Annotated in this window: 16 protein-coding genes and 1 riboswitch; of the genes, 8 read left to right on the forward strand and 8 right to left on the reverse strand. The window is 71.8% G+C overall.

Translation table 11 applies throughout. The annotated features are described in order from the left end of the window. Positions 1 to 112: 112 nt before the first annotated feature. Genes IG62_RS0104235 through IG62_RS0104245 form a run of 3 tightly spaced genes read right to left on the reverse strand, consistent with a single transcriptional unit; the run spans position 113 to position 5,234 of the window. Positions 113 to 1,513: an MFS transporter gene (locus tag IG62_RS0104235; RefSeq protein ID WP_234326268.1), complete on the reverse strand. Its 1,401-nt coding sequence runs from the start codon at positions 1,511 to 1,513 to the stop codon at positions 113 to 115. Next, entirely contained in the window at positions 1,510 to 3,813 is a 2,304-nt protein-coding gene (locus IG62_RS0104240) for a PEP/pyruvate-binding domain-containing protein (protein ID WP_030797729.1), read from the reverse strand. The genes IG62_RS0104235 and IG62_RS0104240 overlap by 4 nt, the downstream gene beginning before the upstream one ends. Further along, positions 3,810 to 5,234: an ATP-grasp domain-containing protein gene (locus tag IG62_RS0104245; RefSeq protein ID WP_078871808.1), complete on the reverse strand. Its 1,425-nt coding sequence runs from the start codon at positions 5,232 to 5,234 to the stop codon at positions 3,810 to 3,812. Before IG62_RS0104245 ends, IG62_RS0104240 begins: the two co-directional genes overlap by 4 nt. Before the next feature lie 343 nt (positions 5,235 to 5,577). Between IG62_RS0104245 and IG62_RS0104250 the strand changes: the two genes are divergently transcribed. Together IG62_RS0104250 and IG62_RS0104255 are read left to right on the forward strand one after the other, a co-directional pair. Further along, a complete protein-coding gene (locus IG62_RS0104250; protein WP_030797733.1) occupies positions 5,578 to 7,086 on the forward strand; it encodes a PAS domain S-box protein in 1,509 nt (502 codons plus the stop codon). A gap of 225 nt (positions 7,087 to 7,311) precedes the next feature. Continuing rightward, entirely contained in the window at positions 7,312 to 8,178 is an 867-nt protein-coding gene (locus IG62_RS0104255) for a dienelactone hydrolase family protein (protein ID WP_037837753.1), read from the forward strand. A 125-nt stretch (positions 8,179 to 8,303) separates the two neighbouring features. On the opposite strand, the gene IG62_RS0104260 is transcribed toward IG62_RS0104255, so the two are convergent. Continuing rightward, positions 8,304 to 8,735, reverse strand: coding sequence for a VOC family protein (locus tag IG62_RS0104260; RefSeq protein ID WP_030797738.1), 432 nt, complete (start codon positions 8,733 to 8,735; stop codon positions 8,304 to 8,306). Positions 8,736 to 9,201: 466 nt separating this feature from the next. Here IG62_RS0104260 and IG62_RS0104265 point away from each other — a divergent pair, with 466 nt between their 5' ends. The 4 genes from IG62_RS0104265 (at position 9,202) to metE (ending at position 16,948) form a co-directional block, all read left to right on the forward strand. Beyond that, positions 9,202 to 10,650, forward strand: a complete 1,449-nt coding sequence (locus IG62_RS0104265) for a glyceraldehyde-3-phosphate dehydrogenase (RefSeq protein WP_030797741.1) — start codon at positions 9,202 to 9,204, stop codon at positions 10,648 to 10,650. Between the two features lie 154 nt (positions 10,651 to 10,804). Further along, positions 10,805 to 11,413 carry a signal peptidase II gene (gene lspA / locus IG62_RS41380; RefSeq protein ID WP_199812408.1) on the forward strand — a complete coding sequence of 203 codons (609 nt, stop codon included), beginning with the start codon at positions 10,805 to 10,807 and terminating at the stop codon, positions 11,411 to 11,413. Between the two features lie 211 nt (positions 11,414 to 11,624). Continuing rightward, a complete protein-coding gene (locus IG62_RS0104275) occupies positions 11,625 to 14,189 on the forward strand; it encodes a SpoIIE family protein phosphatase (RefSeq protein ID WP_030797746.1) in 2,565 nt (854 codons plus the stop codon). A gap of 14 nt (positions 14,190 to 14,203) precedes the next feature. Further along, a riboswitch (cobalamin riboswitch) is annotated at positions 14,204 to 14,430 on the forward strand. A 175-nt stretch (positions 14,431 to 14,605) separates the two neighbouring features. Continuing rightward, complete coding sequence (metE, locus tag IG62_RS0104280; RefSeq protein ID WP_030797749.1) at positions 14,606 to 16,948, forward strand: 5-methyltetrahydropteroyltriglutamate--homocysteine S-methyltransferase; 2,343 nt, start codon at positions 14,606 to 14,608, stop codon at positions 16,946 to 16,948. Between the two features lie 67 nt (positions 16,949 to 17,015). Here the strand turns inward: metE and IG62_RS0104285 are convergent, their stop codons facing one another. Continuing rightward, positions 17,016 to 17,417, reverse strand: a complete 402-nt coding sequence (locus IG62_RS0104285; RefSeq protein WP_030797751.1) for a VOC family protein — start codon at positions 17,415 to 17,417, stop codon at positions 17,016 to 17,018. Positions 17,418 to 17,462: 45 nt separating this feature from the next. After that, on the reverse strand, positions 17,463 to 17,960 hold the full coding sequence (locus IG62_RS0104290; protein WP_199812409.1) for a hypothetical protein: 498 nt from the start codon (positions 17,958 to 17,960) through the stop codon (positions 17,463 to 17,465). Between the two features lie 154 nt (positions 17,961 to 18,114). On the opposite strand from IG62_RS0104290, the gene IG62_RS0104295 reads away from it, so the two are divergent. Beyond that, complete coding sequence (locus IG62_RS0104295) at positions 18,115 to 19,368, forward strand: sensor histidine kinase (RefSeq protein ID WP_030797755.1); 1,254 nt, start codon at positions 18,115 to 18,117, stop codon at positions 19,366 to 19,368. Beyond that, a complete protein-coding gene (locus tag IG62_RS0104300) occupies positions 19,353 to 20,000 on the forward strand; it encodes a response regulator transcription factor (RefSeq protein ID WP_030797758.1) in 648 nt (215 codons plus the stop codon). The genes IG62_RS0104295 and IG62_RS0104300 overlap by 16 nt, the downstream gene beginning before the upstream one ends. Before the next feature lie 162 nt (positions 20,001 to 20,162). Here IG62_RS0104300 and IG62_RS0104310 read toward each other — a convergent pair whose 3' ends face one another. Together IG62_RS0104310 and IG62_RS0104315 are read right to left on the reverse strand one after the other, a co-directional pair. Then, positions 20,163 to 21,803 (reverse strand): penicillin-binding transpeptidase domain-containing protein, encoded by a 1,641-nt coding sequence (locus tag IG62_RS0104310; protein WP_030797761.1) that lies wholly within the window; start codon positions 21,801 to 21,803, stop codon positions 20,163 to 20,165. 78 nt (positions 21,804 to 21,881) lie between these two features. Further along, positions 21,882 to 22,868: an alpha/beta hydrolase family esterase gene (locus IG62_RS0104315; protein WP_030797763.1), complete on the reverse strand. Its 987-nt coding sequence runs from the start codon at positions 22,866 to 22,868 to the stop codon at positions 21,882 to 21,884. Positions 22,869 to 22,923 lie beyond the last annotated feature (55 nt).

A 22,923-nucleotide genomic window follows, 5' to 3' on the forward strand; every position in this document is an offset into this window, starting at 1 on the left:
CGGTCCGGAAGGCTCAGCGGGTCCAGCCGGTCCAGCCGGGCCAGAAGGCTCAGCCGGCCGGTCTGGCTGTCGCACCCCTCCAGTACGCACCCCTCCAGTATGGGCGCGGGAGTCAGGGCTTTCCTGCTGTGGCGAGCGGACGGATCTCGTCGGTACGGCCCGTCTCCGCTTGGCTGCCCTCCGCACGGGCCCCGCCGCTCTCCGTACGGGTCCCGCCGTTCTCCGCACGGGCCCCGCCCTTCGCCGTACGGGCCTTGCCGTGACGTCGTAGGAGCAGGTGGAGGACGGCCAGCAGGACGGCGGTGGCCAGCGCGCTGTGCCACAACAGGGCGTCCAGGCGGTGCGCCGAGAGGTACGCGCCTGCGGCGACGGCCGCCAGAGCGCACACCGCGCGGTCGACGAGGCTCTCGACGGACAGCAGGGTGGCGCGGGGCGCGCCCGCGGGGACCGCGTCGTTGACCAGCTTCCGCTGGAGGGGGGACGCGAGGCCGGTGACGGCGGCGAACACGCACAGCAGCGCGACGGTCGTCCAGGGACCGCCCAGCGTGCTGCCCGCCAGAGCCGCCGCCATCGCGAGGCTGAGCAGCGACACCCATGCCACCGGGGAGAGCCGCGAGGTGAGCCATTGCGGACGGGCCGAGGCCACCGCCTCCGCGACGGTCATGGCGGCCAGCACGGTGCCGTGCGAGCTCTCGCCGATGCCGTGGTCGAGCAGTACCGGCTGGAAGAGATTGACCTGGCAGATACGGGCGAGCGTGAACAGGGCCACCCCCTGCACCATGACCAGGGCGAGCCAGGGCGTGCTGCGGACGGCGCGGAGGGCGGCGGCCGCCTCGTGGCCCGTGGCGCGCTTTCGGCCCCTGGCCGGGTCGGCCGCGGCCTGGCGGGGCAGCAGTACGGCACAGACCAGGGAGGCGCCCGCGCTGGCCGCGCTCAGGACGTACGGTGCGGAGTGCGCCAGGGCCATCAGCGGACCGAGCAGCGGCCAGCACAGCACCTTCGCGGCGAGGCCGAGCGCGCGGGCCTGGCCCTCGGCCTTCAGATAGTGGGCGCCCGCACCTTCGGCCCGCAGGCCCTCGTAGAGGTACGCACTGGCGGCACCGGAGGTCAGGGAGCGGCCGGCGGCGATGAGCAAGAAGTGGACGAGGAAGCCGGTGTAGCTGGGGGCCCAGACCGGGGCGAGGTTGGCCGCGGTCATGACGACCGCGCCCGCCCGCAGGCAGTTGCGGGTGCCGATGCGGTCGGCGATCAGTCCGGTGGGGATCTCGAAGAGGCAGAACGCGGTGTAGTAGATGCTCTGGATGCCGAAGATCTGGCCGTCGGTGAGTCCCGCCTGCCGTTGGTAGGCGTAGAACACCGGCATCCACCAGAGCAGGTTGAACAGGAGCTGGAAGCCGTTGTTCAGGCGGATGATGCGGCGGGCCCGGGGTGGCAGGGGCGGCGCGCCCGTCGTGGCCTTCGCGCGCCTGCCCGCACGACTGAGGCCCCAGGGGCCGGGGAGGTGGCGGCTCATCGGGCGGCGTAGGGGCGGATCTGGACCAGGTGGAAGTCGCCCTGATCGGTCATCAGCCATTCGATGTCCAATGGCCGGTCCACGTCCAGGTCCGGGCCGTCGGTCGGGGTTGTACCGCTGAAATGGGACTGCAGTAGCCGGCCGGTCAGGGCGAGGTCCGCCAGTCGTTCGCGGGTGGCGGCCGGCAGGTCCTCGGCGGACGAGCCCAGCGCGACGGTGCGGCCGCCGCCTTCGACCGTGTTGTACAGGTACTGCAGCGGTAGGGCGGTGCCGTCGACGACGTTCTCCGGGGAGCCGGACGAGCAGTTGAGGTAGACGTTGCGGAAATCCGCGCGCCGGGTCGGGTTGCAGGTCACCAGCACGCCGCCGAGGCCCGCGGGCTGGTAGCGCTGGATGATCACGCCCATGTAGGTGTCGTCGGGAGAGATGCCCGCCTGGTGGCGCAGCCGGACGCTGCGCGGCGACAGCAGGGACGCCCACACCCGGCGTACCGCGGCGAGGAGTTCGTCCGCACCGTGCACCGCCGTGACCGAGTCGTACACCCCCGCCGCGGAGAACCCGGGCAGGTCCTCGGCGTTGGAGGACGAACGCACCACGAGCCGGCCGGGGGTACCGGACGCACCGGAGGGCAGCGCCTGGGGGGCGGCCGTGATGGCACGGGCCACGTCGTCAGGCATCGGGGCGGCGTGCTGGATGAGGTGCTGCAGCCGCCGGCAGAGCGGGTCGATCGTGTCGACGGTCCCGCGCGCCAGGGCGGCCTTCAGGTCGCCGATGCCCTGCTGTAGGGCGGGGGAGGAGGTGAGAAAACGGTGCTGCAGGGCGAACGGGAGGGCGATGCCGTCCGGAGCGGTGACTGTGGCGCGGACGAAGTCCCGGGCAGCTGCGCGGAGTTGGGCGCCTCGCGCGCCCTCAGGAAGGGCGGGAAGGTCAGAAAGCCCAGGAAGGACCGGAAGGCCGGAGAGGCCCAGGCGGGCGGTGAGGCGCGCGGTGAGGTGGGCGTAGAGGTTGGCCCGCGGAGGCCTGGGGCGGCCGTAGTACGCGGTCAGGTCGATGGTGTGGCCGGGGCCCTGGCCGGCGTGTTCGGACTCACCGGCCGGAATGTCCTCGCCACCGGCCAGGACGTGGTGCAGCTCCCCGAGGTTGGCTGCCTTGGTGCCGTAGCGGTTCTGGTCGGTGCGGCGCAGTTGGTGCAGGGGCAGCGCGGGTATGTCGGCGTGCAGCAGCGGGGGTTCCAGCCGTATCCGGGGCGCCGGCCGCCGGTCTGACACGCTCGGTGCCGACGTCTGGGTGAGCGCCGCAGATGATGGGGCAAGCAGTGGGGAGAGCGTCGAGCCCGACGCCTGGCGGAGCGACGCCGGGGCCTGAGGGAGCCGTACGAGGGTGATGTCGTCGTCCTGCACTTCGTAGCGGACCCATGCGCCCGCGAGTTCCTCCGCCTCGATGAGCTGGTCCAGGTCGCGGATGATGGCGTTGGGGATGCCCCAGCCGGACGCGAGGACGTTGGTGTGCGAGAGCGGGGTGGTGGGCGCGGTGTTGATGAAGCCGGCGACCCTCGGTACGTCGTCGGGCAGGCACGGCATGGCGACGATGTCGGACCCGCCGAGCGGGCCGGCACCGGCCGCGTACTGCTCGTACTCCCGGGCGGTACGGAAGTGGCGCAGCCGGCCGACGGCCTCGCCGGGGTTGAGCGGGGTGCGGGTGCGGCTGCCGAACAGCTGGTGGCTGAGGATCCGCGGCACCCGGACGTCACTGATCGCGGCGAGCGCGTGCTCCTGGCCGTGGTTCGCGGGCTTCAGCAGCAGCGGCAGCCGGCTGTCGAGCCGGTGGCGGACGAAGGTGTAGAACTCCTCCAGCATCGGGCCGCTCATGGTGTCGGCCTCGGTCGTCTCCAGCACGAGGAAGGGGCGCGCCCGGCGGCCGGTGGGCATGTGGGTGCCCGCGTCCGCCCCCGCGCCCGCCGTCCCCGCGCCCGTGTCGGTGTGCAGGGAGAGCACGCCCAACAGGAACCTGCGCTCCGGGTCGGCGTAGACCGAGGCGTTGAACGCGTCCAGGCAGGCGTCGAGTTCCGCCAGCTCCATGCCCAGGACGCGCGTGGCGATGTAGTCGACGTGGAAGGGGTGGACGGCGGCGTCCAGCAGGTGCCAGGTGTTCTCGGCGCGGTCGACCACGACCTTCAGGAAGGGGTGGCCGGCCAGGGTGCCGCAGAGGGTGTGGAAGAGCGGGAGGGCCAGGTGCGCGCCGATGGTCGTACGGTCGCAGGCGGTCGTGTGGTCGTGGGGGGTGGTCATGGTGAGTGTCATGAGCGCGCCTCCGCGGTCTCCGTCGTGCACTGCCTGTCCGTCTTGGCTTTCTCCGTCTCCTCGTGCTTCTCCTCCAGGGGGAGCACCGATGGCAACGCGTCCACCAGAGTCCGGAAGTCATGGAGCACGGTCTCGGGGTCGGCGGCGGACAACAGGCACAGCGCCGCCATCGTGTTGGCGCCAGCGGCCGGGTCGTACACCGGGACCGGAGATCCGTCCGGGAGCGAGTTCTCGGCCACTACGGACAGCCGGCTGCCGGCGCTGAGCGGTACCGCGTCCCGTACGGTCGGGAAGTCCCACCGCCGCCGGTCCGGCCAGGCGTCACCGGCGCCGTCCACGGCCAGTACGACGAGGGAGCCGGCCGCACCGCGCGCCTCCTGCGGGGTGAGAGCTTGCGCGGGCCAGGACACCGGGCGGCCCAGCAGATGGTCGATGAGCATGCCGATGAGGTCCAGGCCGAAGACCTCCTCGATCTGCGGCACGGTCATCGCCCCGCCGAACCGGGCGGCGGTCTCGATGACCCACATCCGGCCGTCGGCACCGAGCTTGATCTCGGTGTGCGTACCGCAGTTCTCCAGCCCCAGCGCGTCGACGGCCTCGCGGGCGAGGGCCACGACGCGCTGCTGGGCGTCGGCCGGCAGCGCGGCCGGGGTGATGCCGGCGCGTTCGGTGAACGGTTCCACCGTCGGCATCCGGCCACTGAGGCAGACCGGTCGGAACACGCCGTCGACGACGACGCCTTCGACGCTGACGTAGTCTCCCCAGCCCGGCTGGTCGAACCAGCCGTCCGCGGTGCCCGGCACGATCTCCTCGACCAGGAAGTCGGCCCCGGCGTCGGCCACGTGCAGCTCCGCGTAGCCCAGTTCGGCGGATTCGGCCATCACCTCGCGGGCCCGCTGCCAGGCAGCCGGGACCTCGTCGGTGGAACGGATGATCCGGTGCGCGGTGGAGCCGGCGCTCCAGGCGGCCTTCAGCAGTACGGGGAGGCGGAGCGCGGCGGCCGCGTCCTGCAGCTCCCGCTCGTCGGCCACCGGGCGGAACCGCGGCTGGGCGATGCCCTGCCGGTCCCAGACCCGGCGCATCAGCCGCTTGTCACGGGCGAGCGCACCGGAGGCGCCGGCGCCGGCCAGGCCGAGCTTCTCACAGGCCTCGGCGACCGCGACGACGGCGTACTCGGAGAAGGTGATGACCGCGTCCGCGCCCACGGCCTGGGCCCGGGAGACGATCAGGGACACCAGGTCGCCCCGCTCGGGCCCGGTGGCGGTCCGTACGGACGCGCACCGGTGCTCGGCGGAGGCGGCGACGGTGGGCGGAAGCGTGCTGAGTGCCAGCAGGTGCACTGCCGACCGAGCGGCGACCCGTGACAGGGCATACCCCAAGGGCGGCCCACCCTTGGCATACACGAACAGCACCGTGCTCACTGGAATCCGACTCCTTCACAGGCGGGGAGGGGCCGTGGGAACGGCCTTTGTTGTCGCGGCGGCTGACTGCCTCGCCGCGGTACTTCCAGAGAACCACCGGGACGGTGCCCGATCTGCCGTCTCGGGCGCCGAACGCTCAGGCAAACGCCAGAGTTGTGGAGTTCGCCGAGCGGCTGTGAAAGTTCTGTGATGCCGTATGGGGCCCCGCGCCCACCAGATAGGCCGAGAACCGGGCATACGGCGTAGCGGCAGGGGATACGCATGCCAGGGGCGAGCCGGCCCGGGACGCCAGGTGGCCGAACGCCCCGCCATCTCTCCGTCTCTTCGTCACAGAGAGGCCGTCGTGGACGAGACCGGTCTGAAGTCGCTGCTCCAACACCTCCCGGTGTCCTGGTGGGAGGCCGACCGCGAGCTACGGGTGATCGACAGCGGAGGAGGAGCCTTCGACGACACCCGCACCGCCCAGCGCTTCCTCGACACGGTCACGGACCAATGGCAGGCACTCGACCCCTCGCAGGCGACCGACCTCTCGCAGGCCAGGGGCGCATCTCGGGCCACCGACACCTCGCGGGGCACAGACACACCACGGGCCACCGACGACCGGAAGGCCGGTGACCACTGGCGGACGGGTGACCACTCGCGGACCGGTAACCACTGGCGCGCGCGGTTCGACGGCCGGGTCTTCGACGTGAACTGGCCACTCGATCCAGCCCGGCAGGACCGCCTCCGCGGCATCGCGGTCGAGGTAACCCCGGAACCGGCCACGGAACCGGCCACGGAACCGGCCACGGAATCGGCTTCAGCCCCTGGCCCGGAGCCGACCCCGCCCCCGGCTCCCGCCCCTGCTTCCCCGCCCGCCACCACCACCCGCCGCTACGACGCCTTCGCCGACCTCGCCCCCGCCGCGGCCTTCATCCGTGACCCCGACGGCCGTTACGTATGGGCCAACCACGCCTACGCGCACCTCTACGGAACCACCCCCGAGCACGTCATCGGCAAGGACGTGCGCCAGGTCGACGCCCCGGCCGACGCCGACCGGGTGCTCGCCCTGGACCAGGAGGTGCTGGCCCGCGGCAAACCGGTGCGGCACACCCTCACCTACCACCGCTCGGACGGCACCACCGGCCACGCGGCCGGCCACCGCTTCCCCGTACACGAGGGCACCCAGACCTGTGTGGCCGGTATCTACATCGACATCAGCGACCACACCCGCGCCCTCCACCAGCGCCAACAGGCCGAGGAGAACCTGTACGCGCTGCGCGACCACAGCGGTCTGCCGTGCGCCCTGATCTCCGCCGGGGGAAGGATCCTCCAGGCCAGCGCGGCAGCCGCGGAACTCCTGCAGACCCGGCTCTCCGACCTCGTGGGCCGCCGGGCCCACACCCTGCTCGCGCCCGCCCCGGACTTACCCGCACTCCGGCGGAGCTGGCACGCCCTGATAGCCCGCCGCAGCCGGCGCGTCGAGACCTCCACCGTCCTCGTCGACGGCCGGGGTCGCCAGCGCCGCGCCCAACTGCACCTGACCACCGTGGGCCGGGGCCCGTCCCGCGCGGCCAGCGTCTGGGCGGTGATCACCCACCAGAGCCTCGCCCACGAACCCCATCCCCCGCTGACGGCCAGTCAGGTACGGATCCTCTCCCTCCTGGCCGCGGGCCGCAGCAACGCCGAGATCGCCACCTCCCTCCGCCTCTCCCGCCAAACCGTCGACTACCACCTCAGCCGCCTGCGCGACCTCCTCAACGCCCCCACCCGATGCGCCCTGGTCGCCCGCGCCTACGTCCTCGGCATCCTCGCCCCCCAGTCCTGGCCACCCCGCTCAGCAACGGCAGGCCATCCACAGAGCGCCACTTGAGGGACGGGGGAGCGGAAACACGGCCCGCAACCGCGCTGCCGAGACTCTCATCCTGCCGTGTTCCTCACCCCTGCCATGATCCGCACCTCAGCCATGACCCGCACCTCGCCGTGATCCTCACCACTGCCGTGATGCTCACCGCTGCGCTCCCACCGCGGGACCGGCATCATGATCCAACTCCCAAGGCACCGCGCGGCACTTGACCAGGACAGGATGGGGCACTCCATGGCAGCAGATCAGCACCCGACCGGCTTTGACCGCGACGCCTTCACCCACGACGGAGTCACCCGCGAGCTCCTGCGTCGCGGCACCGGCCCCGCGGTGATCGTGATGGCGGAAATACCGGGGATCACGCCCAAGGTGCTGCACTTCGCCGAACGGGTGGCCGCCATCGGCTGCACCGCCGTCCTCCCGGTGCTCTTCGGCACGCCCGGCCGCCCCGCCGACTTCGAGGCCGGCCGTCGGCTCAAGTCCGCCACGTACCTGGCCTCTTCCCTGGGAAAGGTGTGCGTGAGCCGCGAATTCACCACGCTGGCCACCGGGAAGTCCTCTCCCGTGGTGACCTGGCTACGGGCTCTGGCCGCCCATGAGCACCAGCGCTGCGGCGGCCCCGGCGTCGGCGCCGTCGGTATGTGCCTCACCGGGGGCTTCGCCCTGGCCATGGCCGTGGACGAGCGCCTCGTGGCCCCCGTCCTGTCCCAGCCCTCGCTGCCCTTGCCCGTCACCAAGGACCGCGCCGCCGGCATCGACATCTCCCGCGAGGACCTCGCCGCCGTCCGCACCCGCTGCGAACGCGACGGCCTTCAGGTCATGGGGCTGCGCTTCCGCACGGACCGCTTGGTGCCGGGCGACCGGTTCGCCTTCCTCCGCCGCGAACTCGGCGACGCGTTCCTCGCGGTCGAACTCGACGACGACGCCGCGAACCCCGAGGCCGTGCTGCGGCCGCACTCCGTACTCACCGAGCACCTCATCGACGAACCGGGCCAGCCGACCCGCGCCGCACTGGACGGCGTGCTCGACCTGTTCCGCAACCGCTTGCTGGAGGGGCACGACACCACCCCCGCCGCCACCGCGGAAACGCCGGCCGGTTAGGGACGGTGGACTGCCCCTATCGACCGGTGGACTGGCCCTGTCGACCGGTGAACGGGCCCCGCCGGCCGGTGAACTGGCCCTTCCGGTCCGGGTGCTGACCCGGACCGGCAGGCCTGGCGACGAACCTACGGACGGATGTAGGGCCGGGTCATGATCTCCATGTTGTGGCCGTCGGGGTCGACGAAGTACGCGCCGCGGCCGCCGAAGAGCCGGTTTATCCGGCCGGGTTCGGTGTGATGGGGGTCGGCGAAGTAGGTGACGCCGAGCGTTTCGAGACGGGCGATCATGGCGTCGAACTGTGCGTCCGGTACGAGGAAGGCGTAGTGCTGCGACTGGATCGGTTCGTCACGCTTCTCGAAGTAGTCGAGGGTGACGCCGTTGCCGAGGTCGACGGGCACGAAGGGGCCGAACGGTGCGCTGACCTTGAGGCCCAGGATCGCGGCGAGGAACTCGGCGGACAGCTGGCGGTCACTGGCGTAGACGGCGGTGTGGTTGAGCTGGGCGACGGTGGTCGGCAGCTCGGACGGGTGGGAGTGCTGGTTCGGGTCGTACGGCATGGCTTGGTGTGTCTCCGGGTCTTGGGAAGTGCTGGGAAGGGCGCCGCGTGGGGGCGCCGGGAGCGAGAAGACGCGGAGAAGGGGGGCGGGGCTCTTGCCCGCCTCGGGCTCACGCCGAGGCCGGGAGCCTCACTGTTGAATGGCCCATGGCCGACCCGGCAGTCACCCGGTTGACCTTAATGATCATCAGCGGCCGTTGCAACGTCGTTTTCGGTCCCCGCGGGGCGGTGGTCCGTCGGGCCGGGGGAGGCGGGTCGCGTCGGGTGCTGCTGGGGCCGGGAGTGCGACCGGAGCGGATCGGGTGAATCGCCTCACAACGCACTGCACTTACGCGGCAAAGCGGGACATTTCGCTCACTGGTTGGTCATGGGGGTGCTGGCGGGATCCCGTTCAGGTGGGACCGCTTGAATGATCAAAAAGTCGAGGGGTTAGCATATGAGCACCGCCTAGCTCGAAAGATAAACCTGTGACTGTCAACGACGACTCGTTCACCAACTGGAAGAACCGCGAGGAGATCGCGGAGTCGATGATCCCGATCATCGGGAAGCTGCAGAGGGAGCGGGACGTCACGGTCCTGCTTCACAGCCGCTCCTTGGTGAACAAGTCGGTGGTCAGCATCCTCAAGACGCACCGTTTTGCCCGGCAGATCGCCGGTGAGGAGCTCTCGGTCACCGAGACGATGCCGTTCCTGCAGGCCCTCGCCGCGCTCGACCTCGGGCCTTCCCAGATCGACCTCGGCATGCTCGCCGCGATGTACAAGGCCGACGACCGCGGTCTCTCGGTGGCGGAGTTCACCGCCGAGGCCGTCGCCGGTGCCACGGGTGCCGACAAGATCGAGCGCTGCGCCCCGCGGGACGTCGTCCTCTACGGGTTCGGCCGCATCGGCCGCCTCGTCGCGCGCCTGCTCATCGAGAAGGCCGGCTCGGGCAACGGCCTGCGGCTGCGTGCCATCGTCGTCCGTGGGGGCGGCGACCAGGACCTCGTGAAGCGGGCCTCGCTGCTGCGCCGTGACTCCATCCACGGTCAGTTCCAGGGCACGATCACCGTCGACGAGGCGAACAGCACGATCATCGCCAACGGCAACTCGATCAAGGTGATCTACGCCAACGACCCCTCGGAGGTCGACTACACGGCGTACGGCATCAAGGACGCCATCCTCATCGACAACACCGGCAAGTGGCGCGACCGCGAGGGCCTGTCCAAGCACCTGCGCCCCGGTGTCGAGAAGGTCGTCCTGACCGCTCCGGGCAAGGGCGACGTCCCGAACATCGTGCACGGCGTCAACCACGACATGATCAAGCCGGACGAGCAGATCCTGTCCTGCGCGTCCTGCACCACCAATGCGATCGTGCCGCCGCTGAAGGCGATGGACGACGAGTACGGCGTGCTGCGCGGTCACGTGGAGACCGTCCACTCGTTCACCAATGACCAGAACCTGCTGGACAACTACCACAAGGCCGACCGCCGCGGCCGCTCCGCGCCGCTCAACATGGTCATCACCGAGACCGGCGCCGCCTCGGCCGTCGCCAAGGCGCTGCCCGACCTCAAGGCGCCGATCACCGGCAGCTCGATCCGCGTGCCGGTGCCGGACGTCTCGATCGCGATCCTCAGCCTGCGGCTCGGCCGCGAGACCAGCCGCGAGGAGGTCCTCGACTACCTCCGCGACGTCTCCCTGCACTCGCCGCTGAAGCGCCAGATCGACTTCACCACCGCCCCCGACGCCGTCTCCATGGACTTCGTCGGCTCGCGCCACGCCTCGATCGTGGACGCCGGCGCCACCAAGGTCGACGGCGACAACGCGATCCTCTACCTCTGGTACGACAACGAGTTCGGCTACTCGTGCCAGGTGATCCGCGTCGTCCAGCACGTCTCCGGGGTGGAGTACCCGACCTACCCGGTGTCGCCGGCGGTCTGATCCCGGCGGACCGTCCGGTCGCACCTCTCCGATCTCTCTGATCCGGCCTGTCTTCCGGTCTTCCGGAAGGCAGGCCGGAGGTGTTCGGGCAGGGCGAAGTGAGTCGCGGGTATGCCCCGGCCCCGCGGGCGGCATGAGCGATCATGGGCGGAACATGCAGACGTCGAGGGGGCCGAAAGTGACGAATCCGGGGCGGGGCGCGGCGGCGGGTGGCCAGGGCGGGCGCGGGGGAGTGGAGACCAAGGGAAAACGGCGCATTCCGCTCCTCCTGGCGGTGGCGTGCCTGGCCTACGCGGTCGACCTGTTCAGCAAACTGGCCGTGGTGGCGAAGCTGGAACACCACGACCCGGTGAACGTGATAGGTGCCTGGCTGCAGCTGCGGGTGATACGCAATTCCGGTGCGGCGTTCGGTATGGGCGGGGCAAGTACCGTCGTGTTCACGGTGATTGCCGTGGCCGTCGCCCTGGCGATCGTTCGTCTGGCGCGCCGTCTCTACAGCGTCCCGTGGGCGATCGCCCTGGGTCTCCTGCTGGGCGGTGCACTGGGAAACCTGACGGACCGTCTCTTCCGGACTCCCGGCCAACTCCAGGGCGCCGTGGTCGACTTCATCTCCGTCCGCGGTTTCAGCGTGATGAACCTCGCCGACTGGGCGATCGTCTGCGGGGGCGTCCTGATCGTGTTCTTCGTGTTCCGAGGGTGGGAACTGGGCGAACCCCACGAAGAGGCGGCCGACCAGGGCCCCTCCGCCCCCGCCCAGCCCTGACACGCCCAGCCCTGACGCGCCCACTGACACACCCAGCCCTGAGACGGCCCGGACAGCCGACCTCGCCGGCAGGCGCTCGCCCAAGCGTGATCCGGCCGCCGGCCGCCCGGCGCCTTCGACGCCACGACGCCCTCGCGCACCCTCCGTAGTGGACCCTTCGCGTCGGGTCACCGTCTGGGCCGCCCGGCCCGCCTCTGCGCACACTGGAGGCATGGGCCGGTCGACCGTGCGCGAGGAGACGGCGGAGCGCGACGACCTGCTGGCGGCAGCCGCCGTCAAGGCCGTTCAGGGGGCGGGCGCCTACGCCGGAAGTGTCTTCCTGCGCTCCCGCGACCGCCGCTCCCTGGTGCTCGCCGCGACCTGCGGGGTGCCGCCGTCCCTGCTGGGCGGCTGGGGTCTCGTTCCGGTGAGCAGCCCGATACCGGTCGCGGTCGCTTACGGCTCCGGGCGCACCATCCACCTGACCGACGCCGACGAGACCATGCGCCGCTTCCCCCAGCTCGCGGTGGCCCTGCCGTACGCCTTCGGCTCCTGCTCCGTGCCGGTGGGCGCGGGCGGGGAGACCTTCGGTGCGCTCGCGGTCGTATGGGCCGCGCCGCCCGGCAGCGACGGGCTGACCAAGACCCAGCGGCGCCATCTGCGGGCCGTCGCCAACCGCCTCGGTGCGTCCCTGGCGGCCTTGCGCGACCGCACCGGCGACCCCTTGGAGGCCGATGCGGGCACGGCCCCGGTCGAGACCCCGGCCCCCTACGCCCCGGCCGTACGGGCCGGCCTGTTCGACTGGGACCTGGCCGCGGGCACCCTCACCGCGGACGGCGATTTCTGCGCGATCTTCGGCCTCGACCCCGAAACCTTCGACGCCCGGGCGGACACCCTGGCCTCGCGTCTCCATCCTGGCGACCGTGCCGCGTTCCGTGCCGCGGCCCGTACGGCGGCTGCCGAGGGGCGGGTCGTGTCCCGGGCCCTGCGGGTACGCGAGGGCGCGGGCGCCGGGCCGGGCGGTGGCGCGGAAGGTGGCGGTGAGGGGCACGGCAGCAGCGAGGGGTACCGCACCGTGGTGCTCTGGGGCCGGGTCCCCGATCTGCCGGGTGACCGGGCGCGCACCCACCTCGTCGGAGTGGTCATCGACGCACGGGCCGGCCACGCGGCGGCCGCGGCGGTCGAGCGCCTGCGGGACGGACTGTTCTCCCTCACCCCCGACGGCCGGGTCAGCTACGCCAACCGCAGCCTGGAGCAGTTGCTGGACGTCAGCGACGAGGAGGTGGTCGGACACTGCCTGTGGGACGCCCTGCCGTGGCTGTCCGACCCCGCGATCGAGTACCAGCACCGGTCGGCGATGGTCTCGCAGACGCCGACGTCCTTCCTCGTCTGCCGCCCGCCCGACCAGTGGCTCGCCTTCTCCCTCCACCCCGACCCGAGCGGCGTCACCGGCCGGGTCGTCCCCACCGGCCGCCCGGACGCCGCCCCGGAACCCGCCGGGCCGCCCACCACGACCGCACCGCCCCAGCCGGCCTCGCCGACCGCTCCGGCCTCCTCCACCACCGCGGCCGCCGCACCGGCCCGGCTGGGCGTCATGTACCACGTCCTGCAACTGGGCAGTGCGCTGACCGAGGCGGTCACCACCCACCAGGTCTGCGAAGTCGTCGCCGACCAGCTCCTCCCGGCCTTCGGCGGCCAGCAACTCGCCCTCTACGCGGTCCGTGACGGCATGATGCAGCTGATCTTCCACACCGGCCACCACGAAGGCTTCCTCGACTGGCTGGACGGCATGCCGCTGCACGCGCCGCTGCCCGGCACCGAAACCCTGACCTCCGGGGTCCCGCTCTTCATCGAGTCACAGCAGAGCCTCTCCCAGGGTTACCCCGGCATCCCGGTCGGTGGTGTGAACTCCTGGGCGTACCTCCCGCTGATCGCCTCCGGCCGCCCCGCCGGCACCTGCGTCCTCGGCTTCGACGAGATCCATCACTTCACGGCCAAGGACCGCAGCGTCCTCACCGCGCTCGCCGGCCTGATCGCCCAGGCCCTGGAGCGCGCACGGCTCTACGACTCCGAATTCGCCCTCGCCCGCGGCCTCCAACAGGCCCTGCTGCCGCACCGGCTCCCGGTCCTGCCCGGCCTGCGGACGACCGCCCGCTACCTCCCCTGCACCAGCGGCATGGACATCGGCGGTGACTGGTACGACGTCATCCCGGCCACCGACGGCGTGTCCCTGGTCATCGGGGACGTCGAGGGACACAGCATCGCGGCGGCCGCCACCATGGCCCAACTCCGCAGCGCGGTAAGGGCGTTCGTCGCGGTGGGGCACGCCCCCGGCGACGTCCTGGCGGGCGCCAACCGCACCCTCATCGACCTCGGCACCGGCCTCCTCGCCAGCTGCTGCTACCTCCGCCTCGACCCCGTCGGCCACCGTGCCTGGGCCGTCCGCGCGGGTCACCCGCCGCCCCTGCTCCGCCATCCTGACGGCCACACCGACGTACTGGACCTGGAGACCGGCCCCCTCCTCGGCGTGGACCACTCCAGCGACTATCCGCAAACCCGCGTCGACCTGCCACCCGGCTGCGCGCTCGCCCTCTACACCGACGGCCTGGTCGAGGAGCGCGGCACCCCCATCGACGTGGGCATCGACCACCTCCGCACCTCGATGGCCCACGCCCGCGCCGACTCCCTCGACGAACTCGCCGACCGCCTCCTCCACCACGCCCAGCGCTCCTCCTACCGCGCTGACGACATCGCTCTCCTGCTCACCGAATACCGGCCGGCCGCGACAGGCCGATAGCCGCTGAGGGGCGTTAGGCTGGTCGGGCAGCTGGTTCGCCCTGTCCGCCAGGCAGGCGCGTCGTAAGAGGGAACCCGGTGGGATTCCGGGACTGCCCCGCAGCGGTGAGTGGGAACGAGCGCCGTCATACGCACTGGGCCCGGACGGGCCTGGGAAGCGACGGCCAGTAGGTGTCCGCCTTTCATACGAGGGGTGGATGTGCCCGCGAGTCCGAAGACCTGCCCGTTGCCCGCGCGTGAGGGATCACGTGCGGACATTCCGGTGACCTTCGAGGGCGGGTCGGCGTACAGACCGGACAGTGGCCCGCGGTGCCTGAACTCTTCGGCCGCTGCGTCCGGTTCGTTCGTCCTTCGCGCCTCCGTTCCGTCTCCGGGATCCGTAGGAGACAAGCTCGCGAAGGAGAGTTTCTTGTGACCGTGACAGCGACAGGGACAGGGGCCGGGAAGTCCGCGGCCGCGACCGTTCGGGCCACCGTGTACGGCTACCCCCGGCAGGGCCCGCGGCGGGAGCTGAAGAAGGCCGTCGAGGGGTACTGGACGGGCCGGGTCACCGCCGACGCCCTCCGGCGGACCGCCGCCGAGCTCCGCGGCGCCAACTGGCGGCAGCTGGCCGACACCGGCATCGACGAGGTCCCGACCGGCGACTTCTCGTACTACGACCATGTCCTGGACACCACCGTCATGGTGGGCGCGATCCCCGAACGCCACCGGGAGGCCGTCGCCGCCGACCCGCTCGACGGCTACTTCGCCATGGCCCGCGGCACCCAGGACGTCGCGCCGCTGGAGATGACCAAGTGGTTCGACACCAACTACCACTATCTGGTCCCGGAGTTGGGCCCGGACACGGTGTTCGCCGCCGACTCGGCCAAGCAGGTCGGTGAGCTGCGCGAAGCCCTCGCGCTCGGCCACACCCCGCGCCCCGTCCTCGTCGGCCCCGTCACCTACCTGCTGCTCGCCAAGCCCGCGCCCGGTGTCGCCGCCGGCTTCGAGCCGCTCACCCTGCTGGACCGCCTGCTGCCGGTGTACGCCGAGGTCCTCGCCGACCTGCACGCGGCCGGCGCCGCATGGGTGCAGCTCGACGAGCCCGCCCTCGTCCAGGACCGCACCCCGGCCGAACTCAACGCCGCCGAGCGCGTCTACCGTGAGCTCGGCGCCCTCACCGGCCGGCCGAAGCTCCTGGTCGCCTCGTACTTCGACCGCCTGGGGGAGGCCCTGCCCGTACTGGCCAGGACCCCGGTGGACGGGCTCGCGCTGGACTTCACCGGGCCCGCGGCCGCCCACCTCGACGACCTCGCCGCCGTCGGCGGACTGCCCGGCAAGCGGCTGGTCGCCGGAGTGGTCAACGGCCGGAACGTCTGGATCAACGACCTCGAGAAGTCGCTGTCCACCCTCGGCACCCTCCTCGGGCTCGCCGGCCACGTCGACGTCGCCGCCTCCTGCTCCCTCCTGCACGTCCCCCTCGACACCGCCGCCGAACACGACATCGACCCGCAGATCCTGCGCTGGCTGGCCTTCGCCCGCCAGAAGACCACCGAGATCGTCACCCTGGCCCGTGGTCTCGGCCGCGGAACGGAGACCATCGCCGCCGAACTCGCCGCCAACCGCGCCGACCTGGCCTCCCGTGCCGCTTCGCCGATCACCCGCGTCCCTGCCGTACGCGCCCGGGCCGCGGCCGTCACGGACCGCGACACCCGCCGCTCGCAGCCGTACGAGCGGCGGGCCGCCGCACAGCGCGCCCAGCTCTCGCTGCCGCTGCTCCCGACGACCACCATCGGTTCCTTCCCGCAGACCGGCGAACTGCGCACCGCCCGGGCCGATTTGCGGGCCGGGCGCATCGATGCGGCCGCCTACGAGGAGCGCATCAAGGCGGAGATCCAGGAAGTGATCTCCTTCCAGGAGAAGGCCGGGCTCGACGTCCTGGTACACGGCGAGCCCGAACGCAGCGACATGGTCCAGTACTTCGCCGAGCAGCTCTCCGGCTACCTCGCCACCCATCACGGCTGGGTCCAGTCCTACGGCACCCGCTACGTCCGCCCGCCGATCCTCGCCGGCGACCTCGCCCGTCCCGAGCCCATGACCGTGCGCTGGACGACCTACGCCCAGTCGCTCACCGGCCGCCCCGTCAAGGGCATGCTCACCGGCCCGGTCACCATGCTCGCCTGGTCCTTCGTCCGCGACGACCAGCCGCTCGCCGACACCGCCCGCCAGGTCGCCCTCGCCCTGCGCGACGAGGTCAACGACCTGGAAGCGGCCGGGACGTCGGTCATCCAGGTCGACGAGCCGGCACTGCGCGAGACCCTGCCGCTGCGCGCCGACGCCCGCCCGGCGTACCTGGCCTGGGCCACCGAGGCGTTCCGGCTGACCACCGGCGGCGTACGCCCGGACACCCAGATCCACACCCATATGTGCTACGCCGAGTTCGGCGACATCCTCGCCGCCATCGAGGACCTCGACGCCGACGTCATCAGCCTGGAGGCCGCCCGCTCCCACATGCAGATCGCCGGCGAACTCGCCGAGGCCGGCTACTCCCGCGAGGCCGGACCCGGCGTCTACGACATCCACTCGCCCCGTGTCCCCGATGTCGACGAGGCGGCGGCCCTGCTGCGCAAGGGGCTCGCGGCCCTCCCGCCGGAGCGGCTGTGGGTCAACCCGGACTGCGGCCTGAAGACCCGCGGTTGGGCCGAAGTGCGTGCTTCGCTGGAGAACCTCGTCACCGCGGCCCGCAACGTCCGCGCCACGCTTCCCACCAGCTCCTCCTGAGCACCCGGTGAGCGAACCCCACGTCCGGTGCGGCACCGCGACCGTGCCGGACGTGGGGCCCGGCGGCTCATGAGCCGCTGCCGCCGAGGTAGTGCGCGTGCCCGTCGTCGTCGACCTCGAACGGCCCGGGCGGAATGACGCAGAATTCGTTCCCCTCGGGATCGGCCATGACCAGGAAGCCTCCCGCCGCATACGCGTCGAGCAGCCGGCCGCCCAGCGCCTCGATCCGCGCCCGCTCGGAGGCCGGGTCCGCCGAGGCCAGGTCGAAGTGGAGGCGGTTCTTGCCGCACGTGGGCTCGGCGACCTTCTGGAAGCCCACGCCCGGGCCCTCGCCACGGGCGAGCCAGACGTACGGACCCGTTCTGGCCGCGACCGGTCTCCCGAGGAGCTCCGCCCAGAACGAGGCCAGCCGTTCCGGGTCCACACAGTCGATGATGAGGTCCTTGATCTTCGGATGAGTGCCTGCCATGCCTGGATCTTGGCAGGCACCACGGCGTTGCCAGAAGATCCTTTCCTAGGAGCTCTTGGGGAAGGCAGCCCGCAGCCGGGACCCGTTGCTGACGAAAGCGGCTGCGGCGAGGGGGAGGGCGGAGGCGGCCTGGACCAGGGCGAACCACGGCGGACAGATGCCGGGGACCAGGTCGACGCCGACGATCACGATCGGCATGAGGACCGAGAGGATGCGCACCCGGAGAAAGGCCCATCGGGTTCCCCGTGCGGCGAGGACGGTCATCCAGTAGATCACCGCGGCGCTCGCGAGCACTCCGCCCGAGCGGCCCCACATGAACGAGGTCACCGGATGTCCCGTGGTCGCGAGGACGGCGACCGTGATGAGGACGGCGGTGCTGAGCGCACCGTAGGCCGCGACGAGTCTCTTCACCGTGCTGAAGTCCCACTGGATGCACGGAGGGTGAAGGTGGCCCGCGGCCGCAGAGGGGCGGCCGGTGGTGCCCAGGTCGTGGGTGCTGGTGGTGTGCGTGCCGGTGTCGTTCGTGCTTCGTGTCGTCGTCATGGTGTCGACGCTATGGAGCGCACGAGTGGTGCGGTATGCGCCTGGACGTACGGGTGAGTGGGGCTGGACCCACTACCGGGCCGATCCGGCGGAGATCAGGATGTGCGCAGCGCAGAGTGGAAGCACTGGCGATGAGAAGCGACAAGGGACGGTCATGCGAAGACTGGGGTTGTGGGTGGCGGGCGCCGGGGTGGGGTTCGTCCGGACGTGTGTGGTGGTGGCCGTCAGCATGCTGGTGCCGGCCGTGTGGGCCGCCGTCGCGCTGGGGGTCTGGTGGGCGGGGAACCCGTGGGCGTGGACAGCGGTGTTCGTGTGGGCGGGCATCGGCACGTTCGCCGTGTCCAGGCCGCTCTGCCGGACGGTCCGCCACCTCGTCGCGACGTGGACGGGCACCGTCATTCCCGCCGGATACCGGCAGGCCGAGCCGGTGGTGCGGATGTCCACCGGTTACTGGTGGAACGGTTTCTCCTACCGGCGCAGCAGCCGGGACGCCCGCCAGGAGCAGCGGTGGCGGCTCTGGTGGAGCGATCCCGCGACCTGGCGCGACCTGCGGTTCATGGCGATCGCGCCGCTCACCGTCGGTGTGACCGCCGCCGTCCCGCCGGCCGGAGTCGCGGCGGCGGCCCTCGGCCTCGGCCGGCCGGAGCTCCCCCTGCGCCTGGCCGGGGTGCTCGGCCTGGTCCTGGCCGTCGCGAGCGCCCCGTACGCCTGGCGGACCGTCGAGCCGGTGGCCGTCCGCTTCCTGCGCCCGTCGCCGGCGATGGCGCTGGCGGACCGGGTGGACGAGCTGACGGCCCAGCGCGCGGACACCACCATCGCGCAGGCCGCGGAGATCCGCCGGATCGAGCGGGACCTGCACGACGGTGCGCAGGCCCGCCTGGTCTCGCTCGGGCTCTCGCTGGCGACTGCGGAGAAGCTGATGGAGACCGACCCCGACCGGGCCAGGACGCTGATGCGGGAGGCACGGGCCGGCGCCGCCACGTCACTGACCGAACTGCGCGAACTGGTCCGGGGCATCAACCCGCCGGTGCTCAACGAGCGGGGGCTCATCGACGCCGTGCGCGCCCTCGCCCTGGACAGCCCGCTGGAAGCGGACGTCCACGCCGACCTCCGGCTCCGCCTGGACCCGCCCATCGAGTCCGCCGTCTACTTCGGTATCGCCGAACTGCTGACCAACGCGGTCAAGCACGCCCGTGCGACCCGGGCCCGGATCTCCCTCGCACTGGACGGCACCGGCCTCGTCGTCGAGGTGGCGGACGACGGCCGCGGCGGAGCCGGCGAGCGTGCGGGCGGCGGACTTGCCGGGCTGCGCCGTCGTCTCGCGGTCTTCGACGGCACCCTGGAGATCAGCAGTCCGGCAGGCGGCCCGACCCGCGCAAGAATGGTGGTGCCATGCGAATCGTTGTAGCCGAAGACCTCTACCTCCTGCGTGACGGGATGGTCCGCCTGATCGAGGCGTACGGACACCAGGTGGTGGCGACCGCGGCCACCGGACCCGAGACGCTCGATGCGCTGCTGACGTGGCGGCCTGATGTGGCCGTCGTCGACGTCCGCATGCCGCCGACGCAGTCGGACGAGGGCCTGCGGGCCGCTCTCGCTGCCCGCCGCGAACTGCCCGGGCTGCCGGTCCTGATCCTCTCCCAGCACGTGGAACAGCTATATGCCCGCGAGCTGTTGGCCGACGGTGCCGGCGGCATCGGCTATTTCCTCAAGGAGAGCGTCTTCGACGCCGATCAGTTCATCAATGCGCTGGCACGCGTGGCCGGGGGCGGGACGGCGATGGACCCGGCCGTCATCGCCAAACTGCTGTCCAGCGGCTCCTCGAACCGCCGCCTGGAAGGGCTCACCGAACGCGAACATTCCGTGCTCGGCCTGATGGCGGAAGGACTGTCCAACCAGGCCATCGGCCAGCGGCTCTTCCTCAGCGACAGCGCCATCAGCAAATACACCACGTCCATGTTCGGCAAACTCGGCATCACCGATGATGACAACAACAACCGCCGTGTCCTCGCGGTCCTCGCGTACCTGAACAAGGCATGAACGACCGGCAGGGGACCTGAACTGATGGAGCGGCTGCGGGCCGCCCACCCGACCACGGACGTCGACCTCAGCGGCGCCCGGGGCGAACTCCCCGCTCCCTTCGGCGAGGCCTGCAACCTGGTCGCGGACGGCCGGGACTTCTGAGCGGGACAGCCGCCGCCGTCATGAGGGATCGGTGGGCACGGCGCTCAGCAGGTCGCGGATGACGGGACCCGCCGAGCCGCCGCCGGTTACTCCCTGTTCGACGACACAGGCAACGGCGACGTTGCCACGGTGCGCCGCGAGCCAGCCGTTGTTGGGTTCGTCGTCGGAGACCTCGGCGGTGCCGGTCTTCGCGCCGATGTCGCCGGGCAGACCGGACAGGACCCGCGCCGTGCCGTCCGTGACGGTGGTGCGCAGCATCGTGCGGAGTGGGGCGACGACCTTGCGGGGCAGCGGTGTGGTGGTCGTGGTGTCCCGGTTCCCGTGGGTGATCGAGGGCTGGTGGAAGGTGCCGGAGACCGCGGTGGCGGTGACCGACGCCATGATCAGCGGGTTGGCCTGGATCCTGCCCTGCCCGATCATCGAGGCGGCCTGCTCGGTCTCGTCGCGCGGCACCGGCACCGACCCGTCGTACGAGGCGATGCCCACGTGCCACTTCTGGCCGACGCCGAAGTACTTGCCGGCGACGTCGCCAAGTTCCCGGTCGCCGAGCTTGCCGCGCAGGCTGATGAACGCGGTGTTGCAGGACTCGGTGAAGTCCTTCAGGAAGGTCGCGTTGCGGTGTTCGGAGGTCTCCACGTTGTGGAACTCCTTGCCCACCGTGAGGTACTTGGGACAGTCGACGACGTCGGAGGGGGCGACAGCACCCTTGAGCAACAGGGCGCTGCTGGTGACGATCTTCCACGTGGAGCCAGGCGCATAGGTGCCGGAAACGGCGCGGTTGAAGCCCGAGGACGGGGAGTTGGCCATCGCGAGGATCTCGCCGTTGTCGACCCGGAGGGCGACGAGCGAGGCGTTCTTGCCGTGGGCACCGGCGGCGAGGGCCTTCTCCGCGGCGGCCTGCCAGGTGGCGTCGAGCGTCGTGCGGACGGGCCGGTGGGCCGGCTGGCCGGGCCTCTTCGCGAAGGTGGCCTCCGTGCGTTCGACCTTCCCGGTGGCCCGGTCGACGAGCTGGATCGCCCCGCGCGCGCCGCCCGTACCGGCGTCGAGCTGGTGCAGGACGGGGCCGAGCGAGGGGAACTTGGCGGCCGACAGGGACGCGCCCTTGCGGTCGGTGACGTCCGGGTTGGCGCCGGTGTCCTCGCGTTCGAGGTGGAACTTCTTGGTGCCGCTCAGCCGCGGATGGACGACCGACAGCGACCAGTCCACCTTCCAGCTCCCGTCGGGCTGTTGACGGAGTGGAAGCTTCGACCGGTACGTCCAGGTGCCCAGGCCGGCTATGGGCATCGTGGCGGTGAAGGGCACGTCGACGGTGTCGTCCTCGGCCTGCGTGGGCGCCGCCGCCGCGGTGAGCGTGGGACGGCGGATGTCGAGGCCGGCGGTGAAGTTGCGCAGCACTTCCTGCGCCGTGGCGGGTCTGGTGGTGCGGCCGGCCGCGTTCGGCAGGCGCCCGGCGGCCCAGTCGGCGAGGAACGCCCGCGCCTGGGCCAGGGCCGCGGGCTCGGGGTCGGTGGCACCGCGGGCGAAGGGGCCGAGCCCGGCCGCGTAGGACCCGCCCACGACGACCGCGCTCACTACCGCCACCGAGGTCACGGTGCGGACCACGGGGCGCGGTCTGCGACGCCGGGTGGTGGCGGAGGCGGCGTATCCGGATCGGGGCATCGGAAAGTCCTTGTCTGGCAGGGAGGTTGGTGGGCGGGGCGGTCGGGCCGGTCGGCCGGGCGGGCCGGAGCCCGGTCTTCAGATGTGGAAGAAATCGAGGATCGTGCGGGTCGCGTTCAGCGCGGTGCTGGTGCGTCCGAAGCCCGCCGGCGGCTTGATGCGCGAGCCCGGCCAGCTGTGTCCCGCGTCGTGCATGACCAGGAGTTGGACGGTCGCTCCGGGGGCCGACAGGCGCCACACGGTCCGGTCGTAGCCGGCTTCGGCCTTGGTGGTCGCGGGGGCCGATGCGGTGGCTCCGCCCGCGGCCGCGAACGCCGCGGCGCTGTCGTGGGCCGACATGGTCGGGGTGACCGGTTCCTCGCCGGCGGGGGCCGGGGAGGGGTGGGGCATTCCGGCGAGCGGGCGCACGGGATCGTCGGCGCCATAAATGATCATGAGGGGTACCGGTCCGGTGGGCTTGACCGCGGCGTTCCCCGTGGGGAGTTCGCCGGACACCGCGGCCGCTCCCGCCAGCAGTCCGGGGCTCTGGGCCGCCATGCGCAGGGCCATCGAGCCGCCGTTGGAGAACCCGACGACATAGACCCGCTTGGGGTCGGCCCGCTCCGTGCGCACCAGTTCGGCGATGAGCGCCTTGGTGAACCGCACGTCGAGGTCCGGGTCCGGTCGCCGCGCGGTCGCCCGGGTGCCGGCCCCCCACAGCTTGCCCAGGCCCTCGGGATAGGCGATCAGCATGCCGCGGGCCCTGGCGTCCTCGTCCAGGCGGGTCTGCTCGCGCAGGTACGAGGCGGTGGAGCCGCGGCCGTGGAAGGCGATGACCAGGGGCCGGGACCGGCCGTCGCGCACGGTGGGACGGTGCAGCTGGTACTCCCGTGTGCGGCCGTCCACCCGCAGCTGCTGGTGGGTGGTGTCGGCCTTGGGGGCCGGGGAGCCGGCGGCCGCCTTGGCCGGTGACTCCGGCCGCTCGGTCGTACCGCAACCGGCGAGAGCCGGTCCGAGCAGCAGGGCGAGGGCGAGGGACCAGGCGCGGACGGAGCGGCCGCGGCGCGGCGGGGGGAAGGCATCCATGCCTTGAGGAGAGCAATGCCCACCGCATCCTGTCCAAGACCGATATCGATCTCAG

The sequence above is a fragment of the Streptomyces sp. NRRL S-337 genome, assembly GCF_000720175.1.
Lineage (GTDB): Bacteria > Actinomycetota > Actinomycetes > Streptomycetales > Streptomycetaceae > Streptomyces > Streptomyces siderophoricus.